Annotated in this window: 12 protein-coding genes; 4 read left to right on the top strand and 8 right to left on the bottom strand. The window is 49.7% G+C overall.

Annotated features, from left to right (window positions below):
- Positions 1 to 277: 277 nt before the first annotated feature.
- The 4 genes from D6024_RS10340 to D6024_RS10325 all read left to right on the top strand — a co-directional run bounded on the left by D6024_RS10340 (position 278) and on the right by D6024_RS10325 (position 4074).
- Positions 278 to 2131: a M1 family metallopeptidase gene (locus D6024_RS10340; protein ID WP_121354803.1), complete on the top strand. Its 1854-nt coding sequence runs from the start codon at positions 278 to 280 to the stop codon at positions 2129 to 2131.
- Positions 2132 to 2290: 159 nt separating this feature from the next.
- A complete protein-coding gene (locus D6024_RS10335; RefSeq protein WP_121354515.1) occupies positions 2291 to 2842 on the top strand; it encodes a c-type cytochrome in 552 nt (183 codons plus the stop codon).
- 155 nt (positions 2843 to 2997) lie between these two features.
- Complete coding sequence (locus tag D6024_RS10330; protein ID WP_205573261.1) at positions 2998 to 3525, top strand: VOC family protein; 528 nt, start codon at positions 2998 to 3000, stop codon at positions 3523 to 3525.
- Positions 3526 to 3816: 291 nt separating this feature from the next.
- Positions 3817 to 4074 (top strand): hypothetical protein, encoded by a 258-nt coding sequence (locus tag D6024_RS10325; protein WP_162944682.1) that lies wholly within the window; start codon positions 3817 to 3819, stop codon positions 4072 to 4074.
- Between the two features lie 227 nt (positions 4075 to 4301).
- Here D6024_RS10325 and ftsZ read toward each other — a convergent pair whose 3' ends face one another.
- From ftsZ to mraY, 8 genes are all read right to left on the bottom strand, one after another.
- Positions 4302 to 6179: a cell division protein FtsZ gene (ftsZ, locus tag D6024_RS10320; protein WP_240410004.1), complete on the bottom strand. Its 1878-nt coding sequence runs from the start codon at positions 6177 to 6179 to the stop codon at positions 4302 to 4304.
- A gap of 137 nt (positions 6180 to 6316) precedes the next feature.
- On the bottom strand, positions 6317 to 7693 hold the full coding sequence (gene ftsA, locus D6024_RS10315; protein WP_121354512.1) for a cell division protein FtsA: 1377 nt from the start codon (positions 7691 to 7693) through the stop codon (positions 6317 to 6319).
- A gap of 293 nt (positions 7694 to 7986) precedes the next feature.
- On the bottom strand, positions 7987 to 9159 hold the full coding sequence (locus D6024_RS10310) for a cell division protein FtsQ/DivIB (RefSeq protein WP_162944681.1): 1173 nt from the start codon (positions 9157 to 9159) through the stop codon (positions 7987 to 7989).
- Between the two features lie 53 nt (positions 9160 to 9212).
- Positions 9213 to 10637, bottom strand: a complete 1425-nt coding sequence (gene murC / locus D6024_RS10305; RefSeq protein ID WP_121354510.1) for a UDP-N-acetylmuramate--L-alanine ligase — start codon at positions 10635 to 10637, stop codon at positions 9213 to 9215.
- Positions 10638 to 10648: 11 nt separating this feature from the next.
- Positions 10649 to 11746 carry an undecaprenyldiphospho-muramoylpentapeptide beta-N-acetylglucosaminyltransferase gene (gene murG, locus D6024_RS10300; protein ID WP_121354509.1) on the bottom strand — a complete coding sequence of 366 codons (1098 nt, stop codon included), beginning with the start codon at positions 11744 to 11746 and terminating at the stop codon, positions 10649 to 10651.
- A gap of 8 nt (positions 11747 to 11754) precedes the next feature.
- Positions 11755 to 13128, bottom strand: coding sequence for an FtsW/RodA/SpoVE family cell cycle protein (locus D6024_RS10295; protein WP_121354508.1), 1374 nt, complete (start codon positions 13126 to 13128; stop codon positions 11755 to 11757).
- Positions 13129 to 13223: 95 nt separating this feature from the next.
- A complete protein-coding gene (murD, locus tag D6024_RS10290) occupies positions 13224 to 14561 on the bottom strand; it encodes a UDP-N-acetylmuramoyl-L-alanine--D-glutamate ligase (RefSeq protein WP_121354507.1) in 1338 nt (445 codons plus the stop codon).
- 93 nt (positions 14562 to 14654) lie between these two features.
- Entirely contained in the window at positions 14655 to 15956 is a 1302-nt protein-coding gene (gene mraY / locus D6024_RS10285; RefSeq protein ID WP_121354506.1) for a phospho-N-acetylmuramoyl-pentapeptide-transferase, read from the bottom strand.
- Positions 15957 to 16037: the final 81 nt, after the last annotated feature.

Here is a 16037-nt window from a genome sequence, read left to right as displayed (position 1 = left end):
AGTTATAGGGCTTGTTAAACACCAGGATCGCTTCTTTCATCACGATCCGCCTTTCGCACTATCCTGCCTTCAACCAACCAAAGTAAACAGCTACCACCCTTGTGAAAATGCATGGCAGCTTCGTTGCACATCCTGGTTTTGTAAGCACGAATTTGCGGGTAATAACAAATAGATGCCTACAGATTCCTGCCAACTTTTTCTCATTCCCGTAACAGGATTTACCCGAATTTTATCCCTTCCCGAAATTCGATTACAGAACGGAACAATGCAGAACAACATGAAAACGACCATTCTTTCTCTTTTTCTCTTTTCAACCTTTTCACTCTTTGCCCAACCCGATCGCTGGCAGCAGCGCATCAAGTACACGATGGCCATCGACATGAATGTGCAGACTAACCAGTTCACCGGAAAGCAAAGCATTCAATACTGGAACAATTCACCCGACACCTTGCACAAAGTTTTTTTTCACCTTTACTGGAATGCCTTTCAGCCCGGCAGCATGATGGACGAACGCAGCCGCAGGCAGGGCGGCATCCAGGTGCCCAAGGGCAACACGCAGGGCCCTGACTGGGATGCCCGTGTAAAAGACCGGATCATCAACCTGAAGCCGGATGAAATCGGCTACGAAAAAGTAGCCTTTGTAAAAATGAACGGCCGTGAGCAAAAAACGAAACTGCACGAGACTATCCTCGAAGTTGTTCTCGACCGGCCGATCCTGCCGAAATCGCAAGTCTCGTTCGACCTGCAGTGGGATGCGCAGGTTCCGTTGCAGGTGCGTCGCAGCGGCAGGGACAATCCCAATTCCAACGTTCGGTACACGATGACGCAGTGGTATCCCAAAATGGCGGAATACGATTACGAAGGCTGGCACCCCACACCTTACGTGGGCCGCGAATTCTACGGCGTTTGGGGCGACTATGACGTAACGATCTCCATTGACAAAACCTACATCCTTGGCGGCTCGGGCTACCTGCAGAACGCCTCACAGGTAGGCTATGGCTACGAAGAAAAAGGCACGACCGTGCAACGTCCGGCTGGCAATAAACTGGTATGGAAATTCACTGCGCCCAACGTGCACGACTTTGCCTGGGCAGCCGACCCGGATTTTGTGCACCTGTCGAAAAAAATCCGCCCCGATTTAACGCTGCACGTGTTGTACGACAAAACCGATAAGCGTGTGCAGGAATGGAACGAGGTGCTGCCGAAAATGGAAAAGATTTTTCCCTTTGTGGAGAAACATTTCGGTGCTTATCCCTACAAGCAATACTCCTGGGTTCACGGCGGCGACGGGGGTATGGAATATCCCATGACAACCATGATCAGCGGTCCCGGCGACGGTGTTACCGTGCATGAGTTTTTGCATAGCTGGTACCAGGGGATGATGGGCACCAACGAAAGCCTGTACCCGTGGATGGACGAAGGCTTCACCACGTTTGCCGAAGAAGAGACCCTGGCCTTTCTGAACAAATCGCAGGAGTTTCCGCACGAAGACAGCTACAACAGTTATTTCGCACTGGCAAAGTCGGGACTGGAAGAACCGATGACGACCCATGCCGATCATTACAATACCAACTTTGCCTATAGCATTGCCTCCTATTCCAAAGGTTCTGTTTTCCTGTCGCAATTGGGCTATATCGTTAGTGACAGTGTCCGCAACAAGATCCTGCTGGAATACTACCGCCAATGGCGGTTTAAACATCCTAATGCCAGCGACTTTGTCCGTGTGGCAGAAAAGGTCAGCGGGCTGAAACTGGACTGGTACAAAGAGTACTGGATCAGCAGCACCAAGACCATCGACTATGGCATCGACAGCCTGTGGGAAACGGGTGGCGCCACCACGATCCGCCTGAGCAAGATCGGGATGGTGCCGATGCCCGTTGATGTGCGGATTACATTTAAGGACGGCAGTAGCGAATGGCATTACATTCCCGCTTACGAAATGTTTGGCGAAAAGCCCGCAGAACCCGAACAACGGAACCGCAAAGTTTATCCGGAGTGGCGGTGGACCAGTCCTACGTACAACATTAGCACCGGCAAAAAACTAACGGATATCACAACAGTTGAAATTGATCCGTCGGGCCGGATGGCCGATGGCAACTGGAAGAACAACAAGATAGAGTTGAAGTGGTAAGCCACAGAAAATCCTGATCATCTTTCGAACGTTGAAACGCAGCCCGAATGGCTGCGTTTTTTTTGAAACAGGCAGGGAACCGTGGCTTGGGATTCGCGAACAAACAAAGTCTTCCAAAACGTTTATGCAAATGCTTGATACTATGATCTTCAAAACAAAATGGCTAAACTTGTTCTTGTTGAAACACACACAGACACCAGCGTGATAGCCACCATGACCAATCTTCTCCACCAACCAACAATGCTAAAAGAGATCAAAGTACGTCTCCTGCTTTCATTTGCAGTGATTGTATTTTGTAGTTGCAGTTCTGGTAAAGAAAACTATATAAAAAATGCTGACGAGGTCAAAAATCAGATCGACACTATCGAGTTCAAACAGGTTGCCGTAAGTTTCAGGGAAGGAAAACAACTGTTTGGCAGGTTTTGTAACACTTGCCATTATACGCCTGATAAGAATGTACTTGACCAGTACACTTTTGATAATCTCTTCGAGCGACTGCCACAACCCGCCGTAGAATATTTTACCAATTACATTTCTGATAGCAGGGCCTTAAAAGCATCAGGAGACCAATACGCAAAACAGATTGACGATGTGTGGAATAATGCATATGAGCATCACTTCAGAGACAGTTTATCAGCCAGCAATTTTGCCAACCTGATTACATATATAAAGGTTGCTGCAAAACAACGATATCAGGGCAAAGACCACTAGTACTTGCTTTAAGTAATACTGCCGAACGAATATAAGCTCACCAAAAGAATTACTATTTTGTTCAGGCAAATTATTTGAGTCGGCAGAACAAGGAACACCCGCGCTGCTGAAAAGCTTGTTATTTTAGAATCCAAGAACACACAATTTCAGATAAAATGAAAAAAACGGCATTCATCGTTTTGGCAATTACAGCGTCCTTTTGTTTTGGTTTTGCCTTCAAGACAATCACCATAAATCAATCGAACAAACAAATACAAATGAAAAAAGTAACAGGTATCGGCGGCATTTTCTTCAAATGCAAAGACCCCAACAAAATGCGTGAATGGTATCAAAAACACCTTGGATTAAATACCAATCCCTATGGAGCCGTATTTGAATGGCGGCAAGGCGCTGACACAACAAAAAAAGGGTTTACGCAATGGAGTCCGTTTGCCGAGACAACAAAATATTTTGAGCCTTCGGCAAAGGATTTTATGATCAATTACCGTGTAGAAAATATCGAAGAACTTGTCGAACAACTAAAAAAAGAAGGCGTCACAATTACCGACAAAATCGAAACATATGAATATGGAAAATTTGTTCACATTGTTGATGTTGAAGGGAACAAAATAGAACTCTGGGAGCCAAACGATATCGAATACGAGAAGTTGGGCGAACAAATGGGGGCCAAGACAACAAAATAACCAACCGGCAATCGCTTACCGCGATCATCGATTCTTTTGCTGCGTTTCCTGACGGAATCAGGATGGCCGTAAATCGTTTATCAGCCATAAATTCATGCGAAATATAAACATCCCGCCAAGCGATGAAGTGTATGCGCATTATTCGTGGACTTTCACCTAAAATGTACGTCGATGGATCTGAACCGATTAAATGATTTTTGTTTCCTAACGTTATCAGCCGGCGGGCTGCTGCTCATCACAGGCCTCCTATACTAGCTAAAGCCTCCGACGACAATGACCCGGTACGGTGCCATGCAGCTTAAATCGGCAAGACGCAGCGAGGATGCATGGATAGAAGCAGTTCGGTTTGCCGCTTCACCAATCCTCCTTGCAGGCCTGCTGCTGACAGTAGCGCGATGGCTTCCGGCTATCTTCGCCGGTCTTCGGCACCTTTCGATGTCCTCGGCATCGACATTGATTGTGACGACCTTCCTGGTGTTGACCACAATGGTCAACAAGCATATAAACAACCTTTTTGATCAGGAGGGAAAACGAAAGCACATATTCTAACAAGTATTTCCCAAAAAGCTCACCGGCTTTGATCTGATGTTTACCATTCGCCTCAATTCATCGTTCTAACCAACTCTGCTTGATAAACCTTTCACCGCATTGCAAGCACCGTAACAAGTACAAAAAAACCCCCGCTGTAAACAGCGGGGGAACAACTAAAAACACAAGCCTATTCTGTTGTTCCGCAGTTCAACTGCTACGGAACGGTGGCTTCATTGAAACAACGGTTAATCCGGCTTTTTGCCGTCTAAAAATGTATTGATGGTGCTGATGGTCGCGTTGCTCTTTCCATCGCTTTTCACCGTGTAATTGCTATAGAAATTTTCCACGGCGGACGTTCCTTGGTTCAACTCCATGTTGCGCCGGATATAGGCCGGCACGTTTTCGTACTCGTTATTGGGATCGGCTGCATTGAGGTTGAACGACAGGTTGCGCAGCTTCTGCAAACGTTCGGTCGCACGCTGTTTGTCGCCATCGGCATTGCCACCCTGCACATCCTCCTGGCTTGTGGCTGTTGGTTGCACCTTGGGCGTATCGGCAACGGGATTTTCGTTACGAATCACCAGTTGCATATCAAACCCATCGTCTTGCCCCGACTGTGCACTTGCTTTCCGAACCGGATCTTCCTGCTTCTTGTTTTCCGCATAAATATTGGATGGCCTCGACAGGTAACCACCCGCTGCCGGTGTTGGCTGCGATGGTGTATTCCCGGCCGATACATTTTGTCCCAGCACGTTCTGGCGAAGTGCTTCAAACTTGTCTTCCAGTGCTTTCTTTTGCCTTTCCAGGTCTTTTTTCTCCTGGTCCCATTCCGCATCGACTTTGGGTTCTTCACGGAACTTCATCTGCAGCCCCGTCGGCAGCACTTCCTCTTCTTCTTTCTGTGTTTCCTTTTGCTCCGCGGCCCCCAGTTCGAAATACTGGATCGGTACTTCTGCTTCTTCTACCACCTCGTTCAGGTCCGGCGCCGCAGCGTCAACGAAGTTGTCGGCGTCCACCAATGTCGGCGCCAGCGTGTCTTCCACGACCGGCTCCGGAACGGGTGCGGGCTTTTGGGGCTGGTCGCCCAGTGTCATTACAATTCGCTCTTCTTTCGGCTGCTGTTTGATGGCCAACTTCTTCACAAACGGGTCTTTGTGCTCAAAGCCCGTTGCGATCAGCGTGATGCCGATCTTTTCGCCGAGTGTATTGTCGTAGCCAAGACCGAGGATCACATCGGTGTGCTCGCCTGCCTGGCTTAAAAGATGTGTCTGGATGATCTCTACTTCGTCCATCGTAAACTCGTTCTCGCCTTCGGAAGAGTTGATGTTGATGAGGATCCATTTCGCACCACGGATATCGTTGTCGTTGAGCAACGGCGAGTTCAGCGCATCCTCGATGGCACGCTGTGCACGGTCTTCACCCGAGCAGGCCGCATTACCCAGGATGGCCACACCACCGTTTTTCATCACGGTGCATACATCGGCAAAGTCAACATTGATCTGGCCGGTGCTGTTGATCACATCGGTAATGCATTTGGCAGCAGTTGCCAGCACGTTGTCGGCCTTGGCGAACGCCTCCCGCATTTTCAGGTTCCCAAACTGGTGACGCAGTTTGTCGTTGCTGATCACCAGCAGCGTATCCACGTACTGTTTCAGGTTTTTGATCCCTTCTTCGGCCTGCATCTGGCGCTTCTTTCCTTCATAAGAAAACGGCGTGGTCACGATGCCAACCGTCAGGATGCCCAGGTCTTTGCAGATTTTAGAAATGATCGGTGCGCCACCGGTTCCGGTACCACCGCCCATTCCGGCCGTCACAAAGGCCATCTTGGTATTCACTTCCAGGATGCGCTTGATTTCTTCGAGACTCTCTTCTGTTGCCTGGCGGCCAATTTCCGGGTTGGCGCCGGCACCCAGGCCCTGGGTGAGGTGCGGCCCGAGCTGCACTTTATTGGGTACCTCGCTCAGCGCAATGGCCTGTGCATCGGTATTACAAATAATAAAGTTGACACCTTCAATGTTCTGGCTATACATGTGATTGACAGCATTGCTACCGCCGCCGCCAATTCCAATCACTTTTATAATGGACGATTTTTCTTTAGGCAAATCAAAATGTATCATACTCATAAAATGTGGTTTAAGTTGTTGCCTACAGCAACAACGGGGTGTTAATGTCTTTGATGGATGGATGGCGAAATGTTAAATGATAAATTTCAAATAAGGATCGCTCCTATTCACCATTCAGCATTTCTACTTCAACATTTCTAAAACTGGCTGTCTTCTTCTTCTTTGAAAATGTCAATCAAGCTGTTCTTGAACTTTCCCCAGAAGTTAGAGATGCCTTTTCGCGGTGCTGTCTTAACAACAGTAATGCCAGAACCCATTTCTTCCATCTCTTCTTCCTGCAAATCTTCGGCTTTTAATCCTTCGGGCACTTCCACTTTGCGGAAGGATGTTTCGAACTGCTTGCGATTGTGTTCGAAATCATCGTAGCCCTTCAGGATTAAACCAAGACAGGTGGCATAAGTTGGTTTCGCTAATTCATCAATATGATTGGGAGCCAAATGTTCGTTGGGCAGGCCAATGCGGGCATTCAAACCGGTAACGTATTCGGTTAGTTGAATCAAATGCTTCAACTGCGAACCGCCACCCGTGAGGATGATCCCGCCGTTCAGCATTTTGTTGTCCAGGCCTACCTGCTTTAAATGGTAGGAGACAAAATCCAGGATCTCGCTCATACGAGCCTGGATGATGTGCGCCAGGTTCTTCACGCTGATTTCTTTTGGCGGCATGCCACGCAAACCGGGAATGGTGATGTAGGCGTTGGCCTTGGCCTCGTTGGCCAGGGCGCTGCCAAACTGCACCTTCATCTGCTCGGCCTGGGTTTTTAACACCCCGAGACCGGTCTTGATGTCGTTGGTGATGTTTTCCCCGGCAAACGGGATAACCGCCGTGTGCTTGAGGATGCCTTCATAAAAAATCGCCAGGTCGGTAGTACCGCCGCCGATGTCCACGATGGCTACGCCGGCCTCCAGGTCTTCCTGCGCCATAACGGCCGCCGCTGAAGCCAGGGGCTGCAGCACCAGGTCTTTTGTAAACAGTTCCGATTTTTCAACCGAACGCTTGATATTGCGGATGGCATTCTTGTCGCCGGTGATGATGTGGAAGTTGGCGCCCACCTTTACACCGCTGTACCCAATCGGGTCCTGGATATTTTGAAAATTATCGACCGTAAATTCCTGCGGGATCACGTCGATGATCTGGTCGCCGGCAGGAATATAGGTTTTGTATTGGTCGGCTATCAGTTGGTCAATTTCTTTTTGTGCAATCTCGTTCTCGGTTTCCTGGCGCACGATGTCGCCACGGGTTTGCAGGCTCTTGATATGATGACCCGCAATGCCCACGTACACCTCGTTGATCACCAGGTCGGGGTTCGAAGAGTAGCAGGCATCCAGCGCCTGCCGGATCGCCTTGATGGTTTCGTCGATGTTCAGTACCTGGCCGTGTTTGACACCATTGGAGTTGGCCCGGCCGAAACCCAAAATCTCCAGCTTGCCAAACTCGTTCTTGCGTCCGGCAATGACAGCAATTTTGGTGGTTCCGATGTCAAGCCCCACAATGATTGGTTGCTCGTTGTTCATGTTGTATGTTGTTTTTAGTTGTTGACTTTTCTGGGCTAAGAGAGAAAGCCGGAAAGGAGACAAAAAGATATTTATTGCTACCTCTTTCTCTCATTACGACTCTTTCCTCTCCTGGATTTGTGTTACTGCACCGCCTTCTCCCTATCTGTCGTCATCGGTGATGGGTTGTCTTGCTTCTTCCGACAGCAAAACGCGTACAATCACACCTGGGCGTTCAGTAACCTCTTTCAGCCTGCCGGGAATTTGCTTTGCCGGCTGGCCTCTTTTCAAACAGCATCCTTCTCTCGTTATCGTCAATATTGGTTCGACGCTCTCCTTGGCATCACGGCTTTAGGCCTTGATACGGCTGGTTTTATCGTTGTCGCTTGTTTCTGTTCAGGTTTGGATTTTGTGTTGGTTTTTCGCAGAGTGGATTTCAAATTGGTGGTTGATTTCGCAGGGGTGGATCGTGGATTGGAATTGGTTTTCACGGCCGGCGCTGCCTTTACCGGCGCAACCGGCTTTTCGCTGACGACCACGGCCTTTGTCGTGGTGCTGTCACCTGCCAGGGGTTCTTCAATATCGCCGCTGGCAGCCTGCGCCGGTTCATTCACCGGTTGAACGGATTCATCCGGCTCCTGTTCGGCCATTTTCTTTTCCATTAATTCCTGGATATTCTTCTGCAACTGGATGCTGTCTACAACCGAAGTCGGGCCTCGCCTGACAGCAACCACCTGCCCGCCGAACTGCACGTCCAGCGCACTGTATTTGGCAAAGCCGGCTTTGGGTAAAACCTGCCTGTAAAACAGCATCAGCTTTGCCAGTTTTTCGCCGACATTGCTGCCCGCCCCCAGTTTGATCACGTGGCTTCCCAGCACCGGTATCAGTTCAAACTTGCGGTCCTGCGTAATATCGATCTGCCCGATTTGTGCATTCCAAAATGGGTCGGCACTGATGGTTCTTACCACTTCTTTTGTTTCCTGTAACAGGGCGCTGTCGGCCGCAGTCCGCCGCCTGGCTGCCAGGAATCCGGTTACGACGGGCAACTTGGCACTGTACGACTCCAGCAATGGCATTTGCGCACCCGCACTGTCGATGTAAAACGATGTTCCCGCCGTGGTAAAGACCCTTGCCACCGGGACTCTTTCCGCGATCGACACGTGCAAAATATCTTTCGTATCGAAATACAATTCGGCATCGCGGATCCAGGGATTGGCTTCCAGGTTTCGCTCCAGCGAACCCAGGTTGATATCGCCGGTATGCTTGTTCACGATCGGGCCGCGGGTTGTTTTCTGCATGTTTTTCAGCACGTCTTCCTTCTCCACGTAAATACGGTCGCCCCCATTGTTGATGGAAACAACCACGCCCTTGCAGGCCCGGGCCTTTGCCTTGCTATTGGCCGCCACCAGCAGGGTCACGATCCCACCAAGCACGACGATCCATGCCGTGTAAAACAAATACCTGTATATGGGTCTTTTAAATCTCAATTCCTCTTTAATTGAACGTATCGTTTTTTTAAGTGACGCAATAACCGAATAACTCAATACCCTAATAACACTCTCACCGGTTCCACCAACGCATCAATATCTCCGGCTCCCGCCATGACAATCACTTCTCCAAATTCTTTATCCAGTTGCTCCGCATGCGTTTTCATCCATTCAAGAAACGCGTCTTTGGACAAAACCTGTTTGTCTTCCCGCTCAATTCGATCCAGGATCATTTCACTGCTCACGCCTTCGATGGGCAGTTCTCTTGCCGGGTAAATGGGCAAAAGAATCACCCTGTCGGCAAGCGAAAGTGCTTCGGCAAATCCACCAGCCAAATCGCGGGTCCTTGAATATAAATGTGGCTGAAAAACGACGGTCACAACCCTTTGCGGGAACAAACTCCTCACGCTACCGAGCAAAGCTCGTAATTCTTCCGGATGATGCGCATAGTCGTCGACCAAAACAGGCTGCACAAAGTTGTTTCCGCTGTTTTTTTTCGGTGGAATGACGTACTCAAAGCGTCGCTTCACCCCTTTAAAATCAGCCAGGGCCTGCCGGATCTTTTCATCGTCGATGCGGAGTTCTGCTGCGACAGCAACAGCCGCCACTGTGTTCTCCACATTGTGCATACCGCCAATTTTCAAGGAACAGTTGGCAAGCAACCTGTCTTTTAACCGGATGTCGAACCGGTAACCGCCCTCCTCGATGAGGATGTTTGAAGCAGAGACATCAGCCGCATCGTTTTGCAGGCTGTAGGTCCACCGCCGCTCCACGCCGGTTTCCTTCAAACGCCCAAGCCCGAACTTTCCAATGAGCAGACCGCCGCTTTTCACTTTGGCGCCAAAGGCCACGAAGGCATCCTGCAATGATTTCTCGTCGCCGTAAATATCCAGGTGATCCGCATCCATGGACGTAATAACGGCCACGTTGGGACTCAATTTCAAAAAGCTCCGGTCGTATTCATCCGCTTCGATCACACACACATTGTTGTTGCTACTCCAGAAGTTGGTGCCGTAGTTCACGGAAATGCCACCCAGGAAAGCATTGCAGCCGTAGCCGCTGTGACGCAGGATATGTGCCACCAGGGTCGTGATCGTTGTCTTGCCATGTGTGCCGCCAATGCAGATGTTGAACGCATCACGGCTGATAGCTCCCAGCACATCGCTGCGCTTCACCACAGCATAGCCGTTGGATTGGTAGTACACCAATTCCGCATGTTCTTTCGGAACAGCCGGTGTGTACACCACAAGGCCCGCGTCTTTCGGAACGAGGTTTACATCTTCCGTGTAGTGGATCACGATGCCTTCGGCTGTCAATTGTTTCGTCAGCGGCGTTTCCGTTTTATCGTACCCGCTCACCTTTACACCCAGGGAAAGAAAATAGCGGGCAATGGCGCTCATGCCAATACCGCCAATGCCAATGAAGTAGACACTTCTGCCAGAGGCCAAAATTTCCTGTATGTTCACTGTTTCCTTCATGCAGCAGTTAGTTATCTCCCGGTACTTTTTAAAATCTCGTCTGCAACTTTTATATCCGCGTCTGTTACACCCAGCACTGAAATATTTTTCGTTAACTCGTTTTGCTTTTGCGTATCCCGGGCCAGCGCAATGATGGCAGGCACCAGTTTTTCTTTTGCGTCGCTGTCCTTCACCATCAGCGCCGCGTTTTTTTGCACCAAATTCTGTGCGTTCACGGTTTGGTGATCTTCCGCAGCATACGGGTAGGGTACAAAGAGCACCGGCTTTTTCACCAGGCACAATTCCGCAATCGCCATTGCCCCTGCTCTCGAAATCACAAAATCTGCCGCGGCGTACGCATATTGCATTTGCGTGATGAAATCACTCGCCCAGACATTGCTTCGGCCTGCTGCCGCTTCTTTCCATCTGGCCGCGTCGGTTTTGCCGGTCTGCCAGATCACCTGCAAGCCGGCATCGCTCATTGCATCCAGTCCGGCTGCAACGGCTTCGTTGATCGAACGGGCACCCAGGCTTCCGCCGACAGCAAGAACCGTTTTCTTTCCCGTCTGCAAACTGAAATAGCGCAAGGCCTCTTCTTTTGCAACGGTGGCAACATTGACGATATCCGGCCGCACAGGGTTACCTGTCACAACAAGTTTTTCCGCCGGAAAAAATTGCTGCATGCCGTCGGTCGCCACGAAAATTTTTGTTGCTTTTCTACCCAGCAACTGGTTTGATTTTCCCGCAAACGAATTGCTCTCGTGAATGAACGTGGGAATTCCCCGGGCCTGTGCAAAACGCAAAACAGGAAACGAAGAATAGCCACCAACACCAATCACGGCATCCGGTGCGAAGCGGCCGAAAATACGGCGCACCTGCAAAAAGCTTTTCAGCAATTTGAGCGGCAAGCCGACATTTTTGATCAAAGAACTGCGGTTCAATCCCGCGATGTCCAACCCTTCTATTTTATACCCAGCCTGCGGCACTTTTTCCATCTCCATCTTTCCCTTTGCCCCCACAAACAAAATCCCGATCGACGGGTCTTCTTTTTTTAAGGCATTGGCAATGGCAATGGCCGGAAAAATATGTCCGCCCGTTCCGCCACCTGCAATAATGATCCGTTTTGCCATAGCTTTTTTTATGCGATTGCAGGTTGTTTTTTTGTTTCCTCTAACTCCTCTTCTTCATCGTCCTCGCCGTCTTCATCGATCTCGTCGTACTCCTTGTCGGCCTCGGCGGCTTCCTGGGCTTTCTTGCCTTCCAGTTGCTCCACGTTTCTTGCCACGCTGAGGATGATACCGATAGAAAGGCAGGTAAAGAGGAAGCTGCTGCCACCCATGCTCACCAGCGGCAGCGTTACCCCCGTTACCGGGAACAAATTCACGTTCACCGCCATGTTGGCCATGGCCTGGATCACCAGCGTAAAGCTTAACCCGAGTGCCAGGAAAGCACCAAAGGCAAACGGGCATTTTTTAAACAGCCGTATGCTCCGGTACAGGAACACGAGGTAAATAAAAATGATAAACGCACCACCGATCAATCCGTATTCTTCGATCAGCGTCGCGAAGATGTAATCGTTGTAGGCCTGGGGCAAAAAATTCCGGGCTTCGCCGTTGCCGGGCCCTTTGCCCATAATACCGCCGCGGGCAATGGCAATCTTTGCCTGGTTCACCTGGTAGTGATCATCGTCGTTGGCATCTTTCGACCCGTAGATAAAATTTTCCACGCGGCCGATCCAGGTGCCGACCCTTGCCGTGAGGCGGGATGATTTTTGTTTTTTGACAGTCGCCGTTGCGGCCACTTCGTCGTCCGCGCCACCGGATTTGTGTTTGACCACCGCGGCCATAATAAGGAAGGCAAGCGGGATCATGGCGCAGCCGATGGTCAGTAAAATGTGTTTGATGCTAACCCGGCCGATGAACATCAGCAGCATGCAGCTTGCCCCGAGCAGCAAAGCAGTCGACAAGTTGGCCGGCGCAATGAGCATGCAGGTAAAGGCCACCGGCATGATCACGGGCAAAAAGCCTTTTTTAAAATCTTTGATCTTGTTTTGTTTCCGGCTTAGCAACCGTGCCAGGAACATGAAAAGCGCCAGCTTTGCCAGGTCCGACGTCTGCATGGTCATGTTGATGATCGGCAGGCGGATCCAGCGGCTTCCTTCATTCATGCTCACGCCGAAAAACAAAGTATATAGCAGCAAAGGAACAGACAGGAGATAAAGAATTTTCGCCACCTTGGAATAGATGGTGTAATTCACCCGGTGTGCAAAATAGATGATGACACAGCCGATGGCAATAAAGGCAATTTGTTTGAAGAGGTAAACCTCCGTATTGCCTTTGTACATTTTGTAGGCCAATGAACCGGTAGCGCTGTAGACAATCAGCAAGGAAACAAGCCCCAGCAACAGTACGAGGGCCCAAATGACCTTGTCGCCACTGGTTTTTTGCAGCAGCGCCTTGCCTTTGAAATTCTGTGCGAGGTCCGTGAATTTTATGTCTTGCGATTGGTCCATTGTTTCTTCCCGATTGGTTTTTCAGAATATCGTTTGCAGCTTACCATTACCGTTTACCGTTAAGAGAGCTCTAACGGTAAACCCAAAACGGTAACCTATAAGTTCTTCACCGCATCTTTAAACTGCTTGCCGCGGTCTTCGTAATTTTTGAACAGATCGAACGAAGCACAGGCAGGACTCAGCAGCACCACGTCGCCGGGAGAAGAAAGCTCAAACGAAGCCTTCACCGCCGCTTCGGCACTGGCCGTGTCCACCACCCTTACCATGCCGTCGAAGGCCTGGTGGATTTTGGAATTATCCGTACCCATGCAGACAATGGCCTTTACCTTTTCGGTAACCAGGTCGGTGATGAGCGAATAGTCGTTCCCCTTGTCGACACCACCCAGGATCAACACCGTTGGTTTGGTCATACTCTCCAATGCATACCAGGTCGAGTTCACGTTGGTGGCTTTGCTGTCGTTCACAAACTCCACGCCTCTTACCGTTGCGACAGGCTCCATGCGGTGCTCGAGGTTCTCGAAGGTTTGCACGGCCTCGCGGATCTTGTTTTTCCGGATGTCCATTGTGGCACCGGCAATGCTTGCTGCCATGGTGTTGTATTGGTTATGCTTTCCTTTTAATGCAAAGTCATACACGCTCATGCTTTGCTCTTCCGAACCGGTTTTGATGTGCATTTCATCCTGCTGAATGTAACCGCCTTGAGACACTTTCTGCTTCATACTCATTGGTAATTGAATTGAGTGAATTGGGTTTCGCTCCATATACCCGGTGATGACGTCATCATCGAGATTGTAAATAAAATAATCGTCTGAGGTCTGGGCCATCGTAATCCGGAACTTGCTTTTCACATAGTTCCCGAACTGATAATCGTACCGGTCGAGGTGGTCTTCCGTGATGTTCAACAGCACGGCCACATCGGGTCGAAAGGTGACGATATCATCCAACTGAAAAGAGCTGATCTCTGCCACGTACAACGGCTTTGGATCTTCGGCAACCTGTTTGGCGAACGAATACCCGATGTTGCCCACCAGCGCACAGTCCAGACCGGCGGTTTTGCAGACATGGTAAATAAGTGCCGTGGTGGTACTCTTGCCATTGCTGCCGGTGATGGCAATGATCCGGCTGTCACCTTTGTGCCGGTAGGCCAGTTCAATCTCGCTGATGATGGGAATGCTTTTGCTTCGTAGCATTTTCACCCATGCATTCTTTTCCGGAATGCCGGGGCTCTTCACCACTTCATCGGCCGCCATCAACCGTTCTTCGTTAACGCCGCCTTCCAGGAATTCAATTCCTGCTTTTTTCAGTTCGTTACGATAACCTTCTTTCAAAGAGCCTTCATCCATCAGCACCACATCGTATCCCTCTTTCCGGGCCAGCATGGCCGCCCCTACGCCGCTTTCTCCTCCGCCCAGGATAACCAGTTTCGTGTTCATCGCTCAAGGGTGGTTTGGTTCTTCATACGTATTCAATTTTTTCTCTAGTGCACGGGTTGTTTTCAAAAGGGCCCCTTTATGGTGGTTTTTCGTTTATCTGATTTTTAAGGTCACGATGGAAATAATGGCACACAGGATGGTCACGATCCAAAACCGTGTGACAATCTTTGCTTCGTGGTAACCTTTCTTTTGATAGTGGTGATGCAGGGGACTCATTAAAAAGATCCGCCGGCCTTCACCGTATTTTTTCTTCGTGTATTTGAAATACGACACCTGCAACATCACGCTCAGGTTCTCCACGAGAAACACGCCGCAGATGATCGGTATCAGCAATTCTTTGTGAACGATAAATGCCAGGGCCGCAATGATGCCACCCAACGTCAGGCTTCCCGTGTCGCCCATGAAAACCTGGGCGGGGAAGGAATTGTACCACAAAAACCCTACGCAGGCTCCCACCAGAGCGCCAATGAAAATGGATAATTCGCCCAGATTGGGGATGTACATGATGTTGAGATAATCGGCGATCAGCAGGCTGCCGCTGGCATAGGCGAAAATGCCAAAGACAGCACAAATAATGGCCGACGTACCCGTTGCAAGGCCATCCAGCCCATCCGTAATATTCGCACCGTTGGAAACCGCCGTAATGATAAAGATGGTGACAAGGATATAGAGAATCCAGGTATAATCTCTCCAGGAAGAAGGCAGCAAACGGGAATAGTTGAACTCGTGGTTTTTTACAAACGGGATAGTTGTCACAAACGATTTCGCTTCAACAAACACCCGTTTTTTCCCGTTAATGAACGCCGTCTTGAACTGTCCCGTGTTCGTGGTGTCAACATTTGCGATAAACTCTTTGTTGGTACCGACATACTCTCTCCAGATTTTTACATTCTGGTTGAAGTAAAGCGTTGCGCCGACAACGATACCCAGCATCACCTGGCCAAAGATTTTAAACTTGCCGGCCAGCCCGTCATCGTCTCCTTTTTTATACGGAATACCTTTCTGCTGCGCAATTCGTTTTGCACGGATCTTGAAATAATCATCCAGGAAACCAATGGCACCCAGCCAGATGGTGCAGAAGATCATTAGCCGTACATATACTTTGGTCAGGTCGGCCAGCAATAGAGTCGGGATCAGGATGGCAGCAATGATGATCAGGCCACCCATTGTTGGCGTTCCTTTCTTTTGCTGCTCACCGGCCAGGCCCAGATCGCGGACCGATTCGCCAATCTGCTTTCGCTGCAGCAGGCGGATAAAGCGCCTGCCCGATACGAGGCTGATAAAAAGCGACAACAGGATTGCTATCAAAGCACGGGAGGTAATAAACTGAAACAGCGCACTGCCCGGGAACCGGATGCCTTCAGCTCGTAACCATTCTGTGATGTGATATAGCATTGTTTTTAATTCCTTTTTTCTTTTAGTTGTCAGCTCCAAGTTTCAAGCGACAAGTAGCAAGCAAGAAATACGAATCCTTGA

Origin of the sequence: Flavisolibacter nicotianae (assembly GCF_003628535.1) — a bacterium.
Lineage (GTDB): Bacteria > Bacteroidota > Bacteroidia > Chitinophagales > Chitinophagaceae > Flavisolibacter > Flavisolibacter nicotianae.
Note: the sequence above shows the minus strand (reverse complement) of the source record. Positions and strands in the feature narration are given on the sequence as shown.

Coding starts and splice junctions, on each gene's coding strand:
- D6024_RS10340 (WP_121354803.1), top strand. CDS start 278: ATGAAAACGACCATTCTTTCTCTTTTTCTCTTTTCAACCTTTTCACTC.
- D6024_RS10335 (WP_121354515.1), top strand. CDS start 2,291: ATGGCTAAACTTGTTCTTGTTGAAACACACACAGACACCAGCGTGATA.
- D6024_RS10330 (WP_205573261.1), top strand. CDS start 2,998: ATGAAAAAAACGGCATTCATCGTTTTGGCAATTACAGCGTCCTTTTGT.
- D6024_RS10325 (WP_162944682.1), top strand. CDS start 3,817: ATGCAGCTTAAATCGGCAAGACGCAGCGAGGATGCATGGATAGAAGCA.
- ftsZ (WP_240410004.1), bottom strand. CDS start 6,179: ATGAGTATGATACATTTTGATTTGCCTAAAGAAAAATCGTCCATTATA.
- ftsA (WP_121354512.1), bottom strand. CDS start 7,693: ATGAACAACGAGCAACCAATCATTGTGGGGCTTGACATCGGAACCACC.
- murC (WP_121354510.1), bottom strand. CDS start 10,637: ATGAAGGAAACAGTGAACATACAGGAAATTTTGGCCTCTGGCAGAAGT.
- murG (WP_121354509.1), bottom strand. CDS start 11,746: ATGGCAAAACGGATCATTATTGCAGGTGGCGGAACGGGCGGACATATT.
- D6024_RS10295 (WP_121354508.1), bottom strand. CDS start 13,128: ATGGACCAATCGCAAGACATAAAATTCACGGACCTCGCACAGAATTTC.
- murD (WP_121354507.1), bottom strand. CDS start 14,561: ATGAACACGAAACTGGTTATCCTGGGCGGAGGAGAAAGCGGCGTAGGG.
- mraY (WP_121354506.1), bottom strand. CDS start 15,956: ATGCTATATCACATCACAGAATGGTTACGAGCTGAAGGCATCCGGTTC.